Annotated in this window: 16 protein-coding genes; 10 read left to right on the top strand and 6 right to left on the bottom strand. The window is 60.0% G+C overall.

What is annotated here, in order from left to right; translation table 11 throughout:
• The first annotated feature begins 6 nt into the window (after positions 1-6).
• The 4 genes from F6V30_RS16575 to F6V30_RS16560 all read left to right on the top strand — a co-directional run bounded on the left by F6V30_RS16575 (position 7) and on the right by F6V30_RS16560 (position 3,498).
• Entirely contained in the window at positions 7-1,110 is a 1,104-nt protein-coding gene (locus F6V30_RS16575) for a cytochrome b (RefSeq protein WP_151158305.1), read from the top strand.
• Positions 1,111-1,127: 17 nt separating this feature from the next.
• Positions 1,128-1,928: a cytochrome c3 family protein gene (locus tag F6V30_RS16570; RefSeq protein WP_151158303.1), complete on the top strand. Its 801-nt coding sequence runs from the start codon at positions 1,128-1,130 to the stop codon at positions 1,926-1,928.
• Between the two features lie 216 nt (positions 1,929-2,144).
• On the top strand, positions 2,145-2,492 hold the full coding sequence (locus F6V30_RS16565; protein WP_149308873.1) for a DUF2845 domain-containing protein: 348 nt from the start codon (positions 2,145-2,147) through the stop codon (positions 2,490-2,492).
• A gap of 100 nt (positions 2,493-2,592) precedes the next feature.
• Complete coding sequence (locus F6V30_RS16560; RefSeq protein ID WP_151158301.1) at positions 2,593-3,498, top strand: hypothetical protein; 906 nt, start codon at positions 2,593-2,595, stop codon at positions 3,496-3,498.
• A gap of 164 nt (positions 3,499-3,662) precedes the next feature.
• Here F6V30_RS16560 and F6V30_RS16555 read toward each other — a convergent pair whose 3' ends face one another.
• The 3 genes from F6V30_RS16555 to cobO all read right to left on the bottom strand — a co-directional run bounded on the left by F6V30_RS16555 (position 3,663) and on the right by cobO (position 5,645).
• On the bottom strand, positions 3,663-4,379 hold the full coding sequence (locus F6V30_RS16555; RefSeq protein WP_151158299.1) for an SDR family oxidoreductase: 717 nt from the start codon (positions 4,377-4,379) through the stop codon (positions 3,663-3,665).
• Positions 4,380-4,539: 160 nt separating this feature from the next.
• Positions 4,540-4,944, bottom strand: coding sequence for a cobalamin B12-binding domain-containing protein (locus F6V30_RS16550; RefSeq protein WP_149308885.1), 405 nt, complete (start codon positions 4,942-4,944; stop codon positions 4,540-4,542).
• 173 nt (positions 4,945-5,117) lie between these two features.
• Positions 5,118-5,645: a cob(I)yrinic acid a,c-diamide adenosyltransferase gene (gene cobO, locus F6V30_RS16545; RefSeq protein ID WP_151158297.1), complete on the bottom strand. Its 528-nt coding sequence runs from the start codon at positions 5,643-5,645 to the stop codon at positions 5,118-5,120.
• 217 nt (positions 5,646-5,862) lie between these two features.
• On the opposite strand from cobO, the gene F6V30_RS16540 reads away from it, so the two are divergent.
• The 3 genes from F6V30_RS16540 (at position 5,863) to F6V30_RS16530 (ending at position 10,653) form a co-directional block, all read left to right on the top strand.
• Positions 5,863-8,838 (top strand): NAD-glutamate dehydrogenase domain-containing protein, encoded by a 2,976-nt coding sequence (locus F6V30_RS16540; RefSeq protein WP_151158295.1) that lies wholly within the window; start codon positions 5,863-5,865, stop codon positions 8,836-8,838.
• 162 nt (positions 8,839-9,000) lie between these two features.
• Positions 9,001-9,246 (top strand): YtxH domain-containing protein, encoded by a 246-nt coding sequence (locus F6V30_RS16535; protein ID WP_149308891.1) that lies wholly within the window; start codon positions 9,001-9,003, stop codon positions 9,244-9,246.
• 144 nt (positions 9,247-9,390) lie between these two features.
• Entirely contained in the window at positions 9,391-10,653 is a 1,263-nt protein-coding gene (locus F6V30_RS16530; RefSeq protein WP_151158293.1) for a lactate racemase domain-containing protein, read from the top strand.
• 110 nt (positions 10,654-10,763) lie between these two features.
• On the opposite strand, the gene F6V30_RS16525 is transcribed toward F6V30_RS16530, so the two are convergent.
• Complete coding sequence (locus F6V30_RS16525; RefSeq protein ID WP_151158291.1) at positions 10,764-11,996, bottom strand: OmpA family protein; 1,233 nt, start codon at positions 11,994-11,996, stop codon at positions 10,764-10,766.
• A 252-nt stretch (positions 11,997-12,248) separates the two neighbouring features.
• On the opposite strand from F6V30_RS16525, the gene hemB reads away from it, so the two are divergent.
• A complete protein-coding gene (gene hemB, locus F6V30_RS16520) occupies positions 12,249-13,226 on the top strand; it encodes a porphobilinogen synthase (RefSeq protein ID WP_151158289.1) in 978 nt (325 codons plus the stop codon).
• A 16-nt stretch (positions 13,227-13,242) separates the two neighbouring features.
• Here hemB and F6V30_RS16515 read toward each other — a convergent pair whose 3' ends face one another.
• Positions 13,243-13,677, bottom strand: a complete 435-nt coding sequence (locus F6V30_RS16515) for a hypothetical protein (protein WP_151158287.1) — start codon at positions 13,675-13,677, stop codon at positions 13,243-13,245.
• Between the two features lie 42 nt (positions 13,678-13,719).
• On the bottom strand, positions 13,720-14,601 hold the full coding sequence (locus tag F6V30_RS16510; protein WP_151158285.1) for a L,D-transpeptidase: 882 nt from the start codon (positions 14,599-14,601) through the stop codon (positions 13,720-13,722).
• Between the two features lie 167 nt (positions 14,602-14,768).
• Here F6V30_RS16510 and F6V30_RS16505 point away from each other — a divergent pair, with 167 nt between their 5' ends.
• Positions 14,769-15,836 (top strand): threonine aldolase family protein, encoded by a 1,068-nt coding sequence (locus F6V30_RS16505; RefSeq protein ID WP_151158283.1) that lies wholly within the window; start codon positions 14,769-14,771, stop codon positions 15,834-15,836.
• A gap of 25 nt (positions 15,837-15,861) precedes the next feature.
• Positions 15,862-16,020 (top strand): hypothetical protein, encoded by a 159-nt coding sequence (locus tag F6V30_RS17225; RefSeq protein WP_191965756.1) that lies wholly within the window; start codon positions 15,862-15,864, stop codon positions 16,018-16,020.
• Positions 16,021-16,022 lie beyond the last annotated feature (2 nt).

Raw genomic sequence — 16,022 nt, 5'->3', positions numbered from 1 at the left:
GGCTGCATGGCTCTCTTCAAACGGCTTATTGATTGGATCGACGTGCGCATCGGCGCCCGGGAGATCGTGGCGAAGGAACTGACCGGCTACCTCCTGCCCCGCAACATCAATGCCTGGTATTCCATGGGGAGCATCCTGCTCTTCATCTTCACCCTGCAGGTGGTCACCGGCATCCTGCTGTTGATCTACTACGTGCCGGATGCGGACAAGGCGTTCAAGAGCGTGTCCTTCATCATGAACCAGGTCCCCTTCGGCTGGCTCATCCGCACGTGTCACGCCATCGGCTCCAATATGATGGTGCTGGTGCTCTTCCTCCACATGTTGTCCGTGCTCTTCATGAACAGCTACAAGAGCCCGCGGGAGCTCAACTGGCTCACCGGCTTCATCCTCTTCACCCTGGTCCAGGGCATCTCTCTGACCGGCTACCTGCTTCCCTGGAGCCAACTCTCCTTCTGGGCCACCACCGTGGCCACCAACAGCGTGGGCGCCATCCCGGCGGTGGGGCCGTACCTGGTGGAGTTCCTGCGGGGGGGCACGCTGGTCGGCCCCCCGACCCTGGGGCGCTTCTTCGCCCTGCACGTGGCGCTCATCCCGTTGGGGATGGCGGCCGTGGTCGGCGCCCACCTGTTCTTCCTGCAACGCACCGGCGTCTCCACGCCCCCCTTCGGCCGTAAGGAGACCGCCAACCAATGGCGGGGGGACGGCTACCGCTACGAGAGCCATCCGGGGGGCATCCCGTTCTTCCCCCACTATGCCCTGGAAGACCTGCGCTCCATCTTCATCTACCTGGCCTGTTTCCTGGCGGTGGTGTTCTTCGCTCCCAACCTGTTCTTCACCGGCGATTCCTTTCTCCCGGCCAACCCGCTCCAGACCCCGGCCCACATCAAGCCTGAATGGTACTTCCTGGCCAACTACCAGACCTTGAAGATCTTCCCCAACGAGTTCATCGGCCTGTCGGTGCAGGGGGCCGCCATGACCTTCCTGGCCCTGCTCCCCTTCATCGACAGAAGCAAGGAACGCCACCCCCTGAAACGCCCCCTGTTCATGATCTGCGCCGTGGGGGGGATTCTGCTCTGGATCGGGCTGAGCGTCTGGGGGCACTACTCATGAGATACCGGGAGACTGTCATGAACCTGTTGGGAAGCCTGCTCGTCCTGCTCTTACCCCTGGCCGCCCTGCTGTTGCCTGTGGCCTCATTCGCCGCGGAACCGCAGGAGATCGTCTGCATCCAGTGCCACGGCGCCATGCCGGGCAAGATCGGCGAGCCGGTCAAACTCTGGAAGGGGAGCATTCACGCGGAAAACGGCATCGCCTGCAACGCCTGCCACGGCGGCGACCCCAAGGACGCGGCCAACGCCATGAGTCCGGCCCGCGGCTTCCTGGGCGCGCCCAAGGAACCGGCCATCCCGGCCTTCTGCGGCCGCTGCCACGTGGGGGTGTTGAAGGACTATCTGGCCAGCGCCCACGGCAAGGCCTTGGGCAAGGGGGGGCCGACCTGCGTCACCTGCCACAGCAACCATCTGGTGGTCAAGGCGTCGCTGGATATCATCAACGAGAAACGCTGCAGCCAGTGCCACAGCTACGAGCGAGCCAAGGTGATCAGGGCAGCCATGCTGGAGACCGAGACCATGATCGTCGCCATGGACAAGCGGATCGCGGTCTACAAGGGGCAAGGGACTGATACGGAGAGCCTGGAGAAGGGGTTATTCGCCGTGCGCAACCGCTTCCACACCCTGTTCCACAACGTGGACGTGGAGATGGTGAAGAAAGAGTCGGCCGGGATACAGGCGGACCTGAAGAAGATCCAGGCTCAGCTCACGGCCCTGGACGAGTCGCGCCAGAAGCGGAAGATCGCCGGGGCGGTTGTTGTTTCGGCCATGCTGCTGCTGGCGTTGTTTGCGCATCTGCTGAGGAAAACGTTTGATTAGTTATCGCTTCGGCGATTAAATATACAAATCAGGCGTAGGGGCGCATTGCATGCGCCCTGATTGGGCGAACAGCAGTTCGCCTCTACAATTCAGATAGTTAAACACCGAAGCAACAATCAAGGGTCAAGACAGAATATGTCATAGTTGTTTTCTGCGAAATATCTCTGATAATGGACCGTCCAATCATATGCTGGAACCAATAGTGTGGAGAAAAATATGAAATGGACAGATATTGCTGTAGCCGCTGTTTTCTATTTCTCGGGCATGCTGGCATATGCCGACAACTTTAGCTGTCCCAACGGCGCTATTGTCTCGACCGGAGACAAAATTGCCACGGTGGAAGCTAAGTGCGATCCCCCTGCTTTCAAAACGAATGACATGAGTGCCCCGATGCATTTTAACCCGGAAGAGAACCCTTGCTATAAAAGTGGTGAGCCCTATACTTGGCTGAAAAAGGAGCCGTATGTAGAATGGATATACACTGAGGGCTCTTCACTGCAACATATTTTGGTATTTTATCAAGGGTGTCTTAGAGAAGTTCGAACGGGTGGTTTTGTAAAATGATCCAAAGAACATTCGCCTGCTATGGGCACCAATAAGGGGACAGGCTGCTTATTGGTGCCCATTTCATTTCGCTACGCTCCACGGCATGAGGAGACATATAATGAATAAACTCCTGGGATTTTTACTTGTTACATTGACAATCCTTACATCCGCCACTGCTTCCAATGGTGCGACATCGGAATTAACCAAACTGTTAGAAAGCAGGGACTTCTGGTCCACATACAAGTGGGAGACCTTTGAAGACAGTGAGTTGTACAAGTCGGCACCATGGAAGTCAGGAGGATGGTCTGGTATTGGAGACACCAAAATAAGTGACAATTATACAACACCAATCAGCATAAGTAATTTAAGCGCCGAAGCAATGAACATGTATGTAAATACCAAAACCAAGGAAGTAAATTCATTCGCTATTTATTCTATCAACAGAGTAAATACTGATGATTACACACAATATGTGAGTTGGTGTAATGAAAAATTCGGTGACAATCGTGTTGAAAACAAAAGAACTGAAACTTTTGGTGAGTATGTCAGAAATACGACCACCTCTTCTTGGACCCTGGAAAACACCGTTGTCAGGGTTAGCATTGAAAACAATTTATCAAACGGCCTAAAATCAGTAGGTTTTATTACCACACTGTCTTTTACAAAAAATTATCGCCCGCAAGTAGATATTGAAAATGGGATTCCATCGAATAAAGCGGACCAAGAAAAAGCGGAAGGACGGGCAGAAAACAAAGACTATTTTCCACCCAGCAGTCAGTCCACTCCAGCAATAAGCGGACGTGCGTTCTCTATACCCGCTCACCGGCCAGCCATTTCATCAAGTGCAAATACGCTTAGGTCAATTACATCGGACCCCAATGCAGTGAAACCTGTAACCGGAAAACAATATTCGCCACCGCCCTACATCTGGGAAAATGAACTCGGCATCACACAAGCTACCAATGACATCCTGAGTGTTCCAGAAGACAAACGGGCGGTGTTTGAGATAAGTGTGCAAAAATAGACGAAGGCAAAGTAAGACTGCGGGGTAGCATCAACACCCTTGCCGCAACCTACATCGCGGAGGGCCTTGCCCGCAAAGCGGCCTGACACAACCTTTGTCCATTCGAACAACAAAACCGCCCCGGTGATCCTGGGCGGTTTTGTTGTGTATGAACCAGCCCCCAATTACATGCCTGAAAACTGGCGCTCAAGGCCTTTCGGGTCTTTCGCCCACAACTCGCCCACCTGCGCGGACATGGGATCGGGAAAGATATCCTCCTGATCCGCAAGGAGACCTTTGATGATGTTCTCCGCCGTTTCCTGGGCGCCGGTTTTGGGCATGTCGAAGTCGCGGGCCATGTCGGTATCGATCGGACCGGGGAAGATGCCGTGCACGGAAATGCCTTTGGCCTTCAATTCGGCGCGCATGGCCTGGGTCGCGGAAAAGAGCGCCGCCTTTGAAGCGCTGTAACCGCCTGCGGCGGCCATGTTTGCGAGGCCGACAACGGAGATGACATTGGCAATGGCGCCGCCGCCCCGCTTCTCCAGTACCGGCGCAAAGGAGCGGACCACGTTGAGCGTGCCCAGATAATTCACCTCCATATCGTGTTTCAGCGCGTCCGGTTCACTGGTAACAACGGACGAAAAGGTGGCGACACCGGCGTTGTTGATGAGCAGATCCACATCCTGCGCCAGACCGGCAGCCTTTTTGACGAGGTCCAGGTCGGTAATGTCCAGCTTCAGCGGCACCACGCGGCTATCGCCGAATGCCGGGAGATCTTCGGTCTTGCGGGCCGCCGCGTAGATTCTCGTGACAGGGTGTTTGAGCAACGCTGCAACCAAGGCCTTGCCGATGCCTCTATTCGACCCGGTTACCAGAATGGTTTTGTTTTCGAGTTTCATGGTTTTCTCCGTTCATGGATAGGGGATTCGGTGCTGCGTCATAATAAGACTATAATAGTCTTTTACAGCAACATCAAGCGGCATCAACTTTACTCATTCGACAAAAAAACCGCCCCGGTAATCCAGGGCGGCTTTTTCATACACAAAGAACCGACGACGGCTATGCCCGCGGGATCACGTTGTCCTTCACCCAGGAGACGATGTCGTCCGTGGAGGTGCCGGGGGTGAAGATCTCGCAGATGCCGGCCGCCTTGAGACCGGGGATGTCGTCCTCGGGGATGACCCCGCCGCCGAAGACCTTGATGTCGTCGGCGTTCTTCTCCTTGAAGAGTTGGCAGATACGGGGCAGCAGGGTGTTGTGCGCCCCGGACAGGATCGACAGGCCGACGCAGTCCACGTCCTCCTGGATGGCGGCCGAGACGATCTGCTCCGGCGTCTGGTGCAGGCCGGTGTAGATGACCTCGAAACCGGCGTCGCGGAAGGCGCGGGCAATGATCTTCGCCCCCCGGTCGTGACCGTCCAGCCCCGGTTTGCCCACAAGCACGCGTAATGTTCTTGAAGCCATGAAAGGTACCTCCGATATGAAATGTATAAGCCCAATCCTGTTTCAATAACGAATCCGCAAAAAGCTCCAGCCGGCAGGCGCGCGAAATGCGAGGAGTGAGACGTACCCGTGCGGTACGTCGCAGCGGCGATCATGAGCGCAACGAACCGGATGGACTTTTTCCGGATTCGTGGTCACATCTCTATTCCCGTGCGGGCTGGCACCCCGGCCTTGTAGTAATGCTTGATCTCGCGCATCTCGGTCACCAGGTCGGCTGTTTCGATCACCTTTTCATGGGCGTTGCGGCCAGTCAGGACCAGTTCGGTCTTTTCCGGCTTGAGGCCGATGAGTTCCAGGACCTGTTCCACATCCACCAGCCCGAACCCCACGGCGCCGTTGATCTCGTCCAGAACCACCAGGTCGTACTCGCCCGAGGCGAGGATGCCCTTGGCCCGTTCCAAGGCTTCCTGGGCCACCTGGCGGTCCTTGGTGATGTCCTTGGTATTGACCCAGCCGGGCCGTCCGGTCTGGATGATGGTGAACAATGGGGCCAGATTGCCGGCGATCAGGTGCTCACCGTAGGGGCCGCCCCCTTTGATGAACTGGAAGACGCACACCTTGAGCCCGCGGCCGACGGCCCGCAGGGCCAGACCGAGAGCCGCGGTGGTCTTCCCCTTGCCGTTGCCGGTGTACACCTGTATGCAACCACGCTCCAACGCCATGCGCCGCTCCCGGCCAGAATCCCGCCAACCCCTTGTCGATGCTGGGTTCCTGGCGATTACAACAGAATAAAACAACGGTGTTTGACTATAGCAATTTGACCGGGCGCGGTCAAGCAAAGGATTGCCGCGGCAAATTGCGGGCAAGGCATTGCGGAGCGGCGGAGAGACGGTATACTATGGGGCACGGACCACCATCCCACACGCCAGGAGCAATCCGATGAACCTTCCTTCCGTTATCCGCCGTTCGGCCAGGGCCGAGCGGGAAATCACCGTGCAAAATGCCGATTGGCTCCAGCGGCACATGAGCCCCTACTTCTTTCAAGCCATGGCCGACGAGCAAGAGGCGTTGACACTGCTGGCCCGCGAGATGGGCCGCCTGCGCGACAACCGCAGCCTGATCCTGACGGACCGGGAGAAACGCCTGGTGATCGCCTGCGTCAATCAGCCCGGCTCCCTCTACGAGACCTTGCGCCGGGTGGGAGAGCAGGAGATTTCCTATGCCATGTTCTCCCACTCCAACGCGCCCATGCCCGGCATGGAGCATGAACTGGAGGTGCAGCGTTTCGAGTTCGACCGCCGCCAGAACCACGAGATCGACCTGAGCCGGCAGGTGGCGATTCCCCTCGCGCTGACCCGCAAGATCCGCGCCGAGTTGCGCTGTTCCTTTCCGGAGTTCGACCCGAAAAAGCTCGACCACCTGCTGAAGATACTCTGGCTCAATGACGAGGATTTTGTCCGTATGACGCCGCCGTCGCGGCTGGCCTGGCTGATCTGGCTCTTTGAACGCGGCAACGCTGCGGGCGGCCTGTTTCTGGACATCAGAGAGGTGGTGCGCGAAGACCACCCGGAAACGCGGGTGCTGTTCGCCGTGGGCAACCCGCCCCAGAATGAATTCCTGCTCCAGGTGCTGGAAATCTTCAACCGCCTGGATATCGGTATCCGCCGCGCCTATTGCCACACCATCTCCAACGGCATCCATCCGTACTTCCTGGGGGCCTTTTTCGTCATCAACCGCCAGGGGGAGATCCTGGCGCCGGAGAGCGAACTGGCGGCGCGCCTGACCCGCGAATTATGCACCACCCAGATCATCGCCACCTCCTCGCCCGCCTACCGGGACTATGTCACCGAGGGGCAGATGTCGGGCGAGGACGCGGCCCTGGTCAACGCCTGCATCGCCTTCTGCCACACCAGCCTGGCCCATAGCCAGCCGGACCGGTTCGGCCTGGAGGATGTGCAAAAGGCCTTCTACGACCATCCCGAGATGGCCCAGAGGTTCATCAGCCTGTTCCGGGCGCGCTTCGACCCGGACCTGGCCGGGCGGGAGGCGGTCTACGGCAACCTCCTGGCCGAGACCCGGCTGGCGGCCGAGGAATACAACACCGGCCACCGCTGGCTGGACGACATACGCCGGGCCGTCTACCGTTGCTGCCTGCTGCTGGTCACCCACACCCTCAAGACCAACTTCTTCGTGGTAGCCAAGCAGGCCCTGGCCTTCCGTCTCGACCCCGCCTACCTGCGCGAGTTGGGGCGCGAATTCACCGCCGACCTGCCCGAGACCCTCCCCTTCCGGGTGACGTTCTTCTTCAGCCGCTTCGGCGCCGGCTACCACGTGGGGTTCTCGGATATCGCCCGGGGGGGATGGCGCACGGTCATCGCCCGGAGCGCCGACGACTACACCACCGCCGCCAATACCCTCTTCCGCGAGGTGTACGTCCTGGCCAACACCCAGCACTTCAAGAACAAGGACATCTACGAGGGCGGTTCCAAGATGACCCTGGTGCTGGACGCCTCGGACCTGGAGCAGGCGGGGGGCGAGGCGGAGAACTGCCGTCTTTACAAGCTGCAATACGGCATCGCCAACGCTTTCCTGGACATCTTCGTGACCGACCGCGGCCGGGCCCGGGACCCACGGGTGGTGGACTACTACGGCGACGACGAGCCGATCGAGATCGGGCCGGACGAGAATATGCACGACGGCATGATCGAGGCCATAGCCAACCTGTCGAAAAAACGGGGGTACATGCTCGGCATCGGCATCATGTCCAGCAAGCGGATCGGCATCAACCACAAGGAATACGGCGTCACCTCCACCGGCGTGGTCAAATTCGCCGAGATCACCATGGCCGAAGCGGCCGGTATCCATATCAACAGGGACGCCTTCTCCCTCAAGATGACCGGAGGCCCGGGCGGCGACGTGGCGGGCAACGCCCTGCGCATCATGCTGGAGCGCTGCCCGCTCATGCAGGTGCGTCTGATCCTCGACGGCACCGCCGCCCTGTACGACCCCAACGGCATCGACCGCAGGGAACTGCGGCGCATCGTGCTGGCCCACGACCTGGACGCCTTCAACCCGGACGCCCTGGGAGAGGGGGGCTTCATCATCTACCGCACCGGCCGGCGGATCGAGGGGCTCAAGGAGACCCACCGCAAGGTAGCCAGGGCAACCGGCGGCCTCGTGGAGGAATGGCTGGAGGTGGACGACTTCTACCGCGTGTACAACAGCCTCGTCTTTACGGTAAAGAGCGATCTTTTCATCCCCGCCGGGGGGCGGCCCGAGACCGTCGACGGTCAGAACTGGAGCACCTTCCTCGACGCAACGGGGGCGCCTTCGTCACGGGTGATCGTGGAGGGGGCCAACTCCTTCATCACTCCCGAGGCCCGGACCAGCCTCCAGAAGAACGGGGTGGTGATCATGCGCGACGCAGCGGCCAACAAGTGCGGCGTCATCTCCTCCTCCTACGAGATCATCGCCAACCTGCTCCTGTCCGAAGAGGAGTTCCTGGAACACAAGGAGGCGTATGTCAAGGACGTGCTGACCATCCTGGAAAAAAGGACCGAAGACGAGGCGCGCCTGATCCTGCGGCGGCGGCGCGAATCCGGCGACAGCCTGCTGTACACCGAGATCTCCGACACCATCAGCCTGAACATCAACAGCTTCTACACCCGGCTGTTCGAGTTTTTCTCCGCCCGGCCGGAACTCTGCCTGCAACCGCCCTTCCGGAAGGCGATCCTCAACCACCTGCCCCGGCTCCTGCGGGAGACGCCGGCCTTTCGGAAGCGCATCAGGAACCTGCCCCGCAAATATCTCTGTGCGATCCTCGCCGCCGAGATCGGCTCGTCCCTGGTCTACACCGGCAACCGCGATACGGATTTCGAGGAGATGGTGAGAAGGCACCTGGCGCGAACATTGTAACGGCCGTTCCCCACACGATCCGGGAGAAGGGGGGCCGAGGGCGCACATTTTTAGGGCTCCGGAAAATTTTGCTTTATGTTGCAGCGCCTGCTGTGCTAGATATGGAGTCGATCCATTGCCGATCTTACCCATCACGATTGCCACGCGATAAAGGAGCCTGCCATGTCAACCACCAACGATAATGCCGCAGCAGCAGTCATTGCCTTTGTCTCCGGCGCCGTCATCGGCGCTGCCGCCGCGCTTCTTCTGACCCCGAAACCGGGACGCGAGGTGCGGGAGAAACTGACCGACCTGGGGGAAAACGCTGCCGAGAAGATGCGGCGCCTCGCCCGGGAAGCAAAATTCAAGGTGTCACCCAAGGCAAAGAACGGGGACTTCCAGTACGACGGCGGCGACGCCTGGATCTAAGCGATCCCTTTCCGGCATGCACGCCAGGGAGATAACCAGAGGAAAATCCTTTTTACAGGGATGGACCGGAGAGACAGGATGTTTGCACATCCCCCTCATCCCGTTCATCCCTGTTTGATTATGGGGGGCGAAGGAGGCACATCAGTGGACCTCAAATACGGATCGACCTCGTTTCCGCTCCTGCTCCCGCCGGAGCGCCTGGCCGGCGTCATCGAGCCGGCCATCTCCCTCCCCTCCCAATCCCCCGAAGAGATCATCTCCGGGGCGCTCGACGATTGCGAGCCCATGCTCGCGAACTTTGCGCCGGGAGATCGGGTCGTCATCGTTACTTCCGACATCACCCGCTACACCGGCAGCGAGGTTTACCTTCCCCTGCTGGTGGAACGGCTCAACCGCCAAGGGATACCGGACCGCAACATCGAGATCCTGATCGCCCTCGGCATCCATCGCAAACAGACCCCCCATGAGCACGAAAAGATCCTGGGCCCGCTCCATGGCCGCATCAGGGTCAGCGACCACGACTGCGACGACCGCGCCGGACTGGTCACGGTGGGGAAGACCTCCGCCAACATCGAGGTCAGCCTCAACCGCCGGGCTGTGGAGGCCGACCGGCTCATTCTGACCGGGGTGATCGGCTTTCATTACTTCGCCGGGTTCGGCGGGGGGCGCAAGGCGCTCCTGCCCGGCATCGCCAGCCGTCAGGCCTGCATGGCGAGCCACTTCTGCGTACTCAACCCCCAGCCGGGCAGCGGCAAGAACCCACTGGCCACCACCGGCAACCTGGAGGGGAACCCGGTGCACCAGGCCATGGTCGAGGCCTGCGCCATGGTCGAACCGGACCTGCTCCTGAACACGGTCCTCTCTCCGGACAAGCGCATCGTTGCCGCTTTTGCCGGAGAGTGGCGCGAAGCCCACGAACGGGGATGCCGCTCCTACCGGGAGTCGTTTTCCTACCCGGTGGCGGCCAAGGCCGATCTGGTCGTCGTTTCCTGCGGCGGCTTTCCCAGGGACATCAACCTCATCCAGGCGCACAAGTCCATGGAGTACGCCTCCCAGGCCCTCAAGCCAGGAGGCGTGATGATCCTCCTGGCCGAGTGCCGGGACGGCTTCGGCAACGCCACGTTCTTCGACTGGTTCCGGCATCGCACTCTTGACCGGTTCGAGGCCGCCCTCAGAGAACAGTACGAGATCAACGGCCAGACCGCCTATTCCCTGTTGCAGAAGGCGCAGCGCTTCACCATCATCCTGGTATCCCGGCTCCCGGGCCACCAGGTCAAGGAGATGGGCATGGCCCCCGCCTCCTCGCTCGCAGCAGCCATGGAAAAGGCCGAAGCCCTGCTGCCGCCCTTATGGCGGGCCCTGGTCATGCCCGATGGCGGGAGCGTACTGCCGGTGGCGGCACCCTGACCCCTCCCGCCATACCACCACCAATAAACGCACAAACGCCCTTCCGGGGTAATCCGGAAGGGCGTTTGTGCGTTCATACCGCGGCCAGGTTAGGGCCACAGACTATGGGATCACTTGCCGTCGCAGGTGAAGTTTGCGTCGATGCGGCGGTTCTTCTGCTTGCCGGCGGCGTTTTTGTTGCTGGCAACCGGCTTGGTGGGGCCGTACCCCTTGGCGCTGATCCGCTCAGGTGCAATGCCGAAGTTCTTGATGATGTACGCCCTCACGCTCTCGGCGCGGCGCTGGGAAAGGTCCATATTCATCTTCAGGGAACCGACGTTGTCGGTGTGTCCTTCGATGACGCCCTTGGCGCCCGGGTTCTCGGTGAGGAAATCACCCACTTTTTTCAGCTCGTCATGGTACTTGGGCTTGATGTCGGACTTGGCCGTGTCGAACTGAATCCCCAGCGTCGTGGGGCTGCACAGCTTGGCAACCGGTTTCGCGACGACCGGCGCAGTAACCGCGACCTTGGCCGCGCTCGTGACGCTACCGCCTGCGCCGGTGCAGGTCAGGGTGTAGTCGGTGTTATCGGCGGGCGTGATGCTCATGGAACCCTGGGGTTGGACAGCCCCAATGCCGGGTTGGATATCGCAGGCGGTGGCGTTCCGCGAAGTCCAGCTCAGGGTGGCGGGCTCTCCCTTGGTGACGGTTGCGGGTGCAACCGCCAGGGTGCTCGTGGGTGCGGCAGGGGCCGGGGCTACCGGCGGAGGTTCCACCGCTTTGGGAGGTTCGGGCGCCGGAGCCGGAGCAGGGGCCGGGGCCTCAACCGCTTTTACGACCGGTGCCGTCCCGCCGAAGGGGATGTAGGCGCCGACCGTGTACTCGACGTTATTGATGGTCTTGCTTTGGAAATTGTAGAGGATATGGCGCACGTCGCCCCGCAGCGCGAAGTTGTCGGTGAGGAAGTACTTCAAGCCGGCACCGTAATCAAAAGCCCCCTGCGGCTTGTTGTCGTTGAAGTTGAGACCGGCATAGCCGGCGGCCACATAAGGGACAAGGGTATTGTCCGGGAAGAAATGATACAGCAACTCACCGCCGTAGCGGTACATGTCGAATTTCTGTTCCGACTTGGTCGACTCGGTATGCGCGTAGTCGAAAAGCCCCTCCACGCCGAACGCCTTGGTGAAGTTGTAGCCGAGCCGGGCACCGAACACCGGGGTGGTGTCGCGATGCTGCACCCCGTCATAGGTGTAGCCGCCGATCACGGGGGACAGGGAGAACGCCCCCTCCTTGTTTCCGGCTGACGCGGCGGTTGCAAGTGCCGCTATGGAACCGACCACAACCAATGCAAGTTTTTTCCTCATAAATGTGCTCTCCTTTCATAGCATTACTAATGAAACGATATTTTTACCACTAACTGCGGCGCGGCACAACCCAAAAGACAACTGCACCGCTATGCTCATTTGTACTGATTGTAACGCGAAACCGCCACATGGCAAGCTTGAAAAGGATTATTTTCCGCTGCCGGATCGGTTGGCGGGTCGTGCCGCTTGCATTATGACCGGACGTTGCAGTATTATTTCCAGACACATCTTGTCAAGGAAAGGGAGGCAACCATGTTTTTCCCCCAGTTCAGGGCACGCAGGATTCGCGGCAGCGAGATATTCCGCAGGATGGTCCGCGAGACGAGCCTGTCGGTGAACGATCTGATTTACCCCATGTTTTCGGCATTCGGCAACGGCCCGAGGAAGGAGATATCCTCGATGCCGGGCATCTATCAGCAGTCTATCGCCGATATCGTTGTGGAGGCCCGCGAGGTGTATGCCCTGGGCATCCCGGCGGTGATACTCTTCGGAATCCCGGAGACCAAGGATGCCGTGGGCAGCGATGCCTACTCGGATACCGGCATCATCCAGGAGACGATTCGGGCGTTGAAGAAGGAGGTGCCGGGGCTGGCGGTCATCACCGACGTGTGCATGTGCGAATACACCGACCACGGCCATTGCGGCATCATCAAGGACGGTGACGTGGACAACGACGCGACCCTGGAACTCCTGGCAAAGGAGGCGCTCTCCCATGTCCAGGCGGGCGCCGACATGGTGGCGCCCTCGGATATGATGGACGGCAGGGTGGCGGCCATTCGCGAGATTCTGGACGATAACGGTTACGATGCCATCCCGATCATGAGCTATGCGGTGAAATACGCCTCGGGGTATTACGGCCCCTTCCGCGAGGCGGCGGACTCGACCCCCCAGTTCGGCGACCGCCGTTCCTACCAGATGGATCCGGCCAACCGGCTCGAGGCGCTGCGCGAGGCGGCGGCGGACATCGAGGAGGGGGCCGATATCATCATGGTCAAACCCGGCCTCCCCTATCTCGATATCCTGCGGGACCTGCGCAACGACTACAACCTGCCCCTGGCGGTGTACAACGTCTCCGGGGAGTACAGCATGATAAAGGCCGCCGCTCTGAATGGCTGGATCGACGAGGAGCGGGTGGTCATGGAGACCATGCTCGGATTCAAGCGCGCGGGCGCCGACATCATCATCACCTACCACGCCAAGGATGTGGCACGCTGGCTGAAGCAGCGCTAAACGAGAACGGCCACACCTAGTTGGTCTCGTTAAGCCGTTCCTGCATCTCCTTCTTCTGTTTCCTGATGGTCCCCTCCTCTTTTCCACCAAGAGAGGGGGGGCTCATCTCCGGCAGCTTCGTCGGCAACGACGGCAGCGACATGCCCGTGCCGGTTTTTTTCTGCGGAACGGCCGCCTGTGTTGGCACGACGGCGGCCGCTCCCTTATGCGGGATCACCGCATGGGGGCGGCGGCGCACGACGTGGTGCCGCCGGGGAAAGGTCCGCTTCATGTCGACCTCGGACGGCGCATACTCCGTCAACGTATCCCGGTTGACCAGCACATGCACCTTGCCCGGGGAGCGCCAGACCGACCGTGCGCCGATTACCCCGCCATCCTTCAGATAAACCTTGGCCGCCAGGGAAGGCGTCGCCAGACCCAACAACACCAAAGCCGTCATAATCATCCGCATCGTGTTACCCCCCACTTTCAGGATTATCCTCTGCCAAAGGCGCTACCGCCGGAACGGACTCTTGGGCAGATACCGCGGCAACTCGCCGCGGATCTCGACCGACGGCGCGTCTTCCAGTTCCTCAAGATTGCCGCTGTCGTCCTCGTAATCCGCCTCCCCCACAGCCCACGCATACACCTTTTCGGAATCCAGCAGCACCGGCTTATCCGGAGCCCCGAAGACCCGTTTCTGCATCGCCTCGTCATAGAGCCCGATACAGCCGTGGGAGGCAGGACGCCCCGGAAGGTCCCGGGCATGAATCCAGTAACCGATGCTCTTCTCGTCGACATGAAAGCGCATGGCGTTGTCCATGGGATACTGTTCCTCATCGTTCTGGGTCTTGTAGAGGGACGACGTGTGGTTCTGATCCCGGGCGCTGATGCGAAACAGTCCCGTGGGGGTTGGCGCCTCGGCCCTGCCGGTGGCGGCCGGAACGGATATGACGAGCTTGCCGTGCTCATAACCGCCCAGCCACTGTTCGGTAAGGTCCACAAGGATATATTTGTCGTGGCTGCGGGCAGGCTCGTAGAAACGCGGCAGCGGCGTATAGCCACGGATATCGGCAATATTGTCCGGCACCTTGATCGTCATGCCGGGATACACGTGACGCCGGTCAATGCGATTGAAGCGCGCTACCCAAATCCAGTCATTCCCAAAGAGCGATTCCAAGGTCTGATTCGGCTGGATGAAATGGGGATGCCATTTGATGTTCTTGAGGCTGGGGTACTCCACCCGCGAAAGGTCCTCCATCGCCTTGTCGGTCGGCGAAGCGCCCGGCTCGCTGGTTTCGGAGGGGGTACGCAGTACGGTGACCCCCACGAGCAGGGAGGTAAAAATGAACACCAGGACGATCTTGTGAGAAAGTCGCATTCGGCTGGGATGCATAGGAAATCCTTCCATTCTTGAAACGTAAAATGGTTATATTATTCGCTTGCCGCCAGATATTCAACCCCTTGCTGTTTGTTGGACAATAAATCTCTGGCGGCACGCCGGCTCTCCATGCTATTTAATTTTCATAAGCATACTAGACAGGCGGTTTATAGGAGGACGAGATGCCATCGGACGACCAGCACACCTCGCAACCGTTATTCAACCAATTCGCCAGCGACAACTATGCCGGCATCTGCCCGGAAGCCTGGCGCGCCATGGAGGAGGCTAACCACGGTTATGTCTCGTCCTATGGCGACGACTCCTGGACCGAGCGCGCCTGCGAAAGCATCCGCCGCCTGTTCGCGACCGACTGCCAGGTCTTCTTCGTCTTCAACGGCACAGCGGCCAATTCGCTGGCCCTGGCATCCCTGTGCCGTTCCTACCATAGCGTTGTCTGTCACGACATGGCCCACATCGAGACCGACGAGTGCGGCGCCCCGGAGTTCTTTTCCAACGGCACAAAGATCCTGCACACCAACGGCATCAACGGCAAATTGGACCTGGATGCGGTTGAGCTTGCCATCACCCGGCGCAGCGACATCCACTATCCCAAGCCGCGGGTTTTGAGCATGGCCCAGTCAACGGAACTGGGAACCGTCTACACGCCCGGCGAGATCGGCGCCGCCTGCGACCTGGCCCACTCCCACGGCCTGCGGGTCCACATGGATGGGGCCCGCTTTGCCAACGCCGTGGCAACCCTGGGCGTAACGCCGGCGGAAACGAGCTGGAAGGCAGGGGTCGATGTCCTCTGCCTTGGCGGGGCCAAGAACGGCATGGCCATCGGCGAAGCGGTGGTTTTCTTCGACCGGGCGCTTGCCGAGGAGTTCGAGTACCGCTGCAAACAGGCCGGGCAACTGGCGTCGAAGATGCGCTTTATCTCCGCCCCCTGGATCGGGATGCTGGAGAGCGGGGCCTGGCTGCGCAACGCCGAGAACGCCAACCGCCAAGCCCGGCTGCTGGCAGACGAACTGGCCGGGATCCCCGGCGTGCGCCTCATGTACCCCTGCCAAGCCAATGCGGTCTTTACGGAGATGCCGGAACAGGCGACCGCGGCGCTACGTGCGGCGGGGTGGCACTTCTATTCCTTCATCGGCACCGGCGGCGCCCGCTTCATGTGTTCGTGGCTGACCACGGAGCAGGATGTGCGCAACCTGGCCGCAGCGGTCCGGCAAGCCTGCGGGGAACAGTAAAATATCGGGCACGGGGGAGGAGATCATGGTCAAGACGGCGACATTCGAGGCGCTGTTGGAGGATGCGGTACCGGACGGCAAGGGCGGCTACATTTTCACGTTGGAGGGGAAGAGCTACACGCTCAAGGATAAGGACGAGGTTCGGGGGATAGCGGAGTCTCACGGTTACATCATCATTTACTAGCG

Source organism: Oryzomonas sagensis (assembly GCF_008802355.1).
Taxonomy (GTDB): Bacteria; Desulfobacterota; Desulfuromonadia; order Geobacterales; family Pseudopelobacteraceae; genus Oryzomonas; species Oryzomonas sagensis.
Note: the sequence above shows the minus strand (reverse complement) of the source record. Positions and strands in the feature narration are given on the sequence as shown.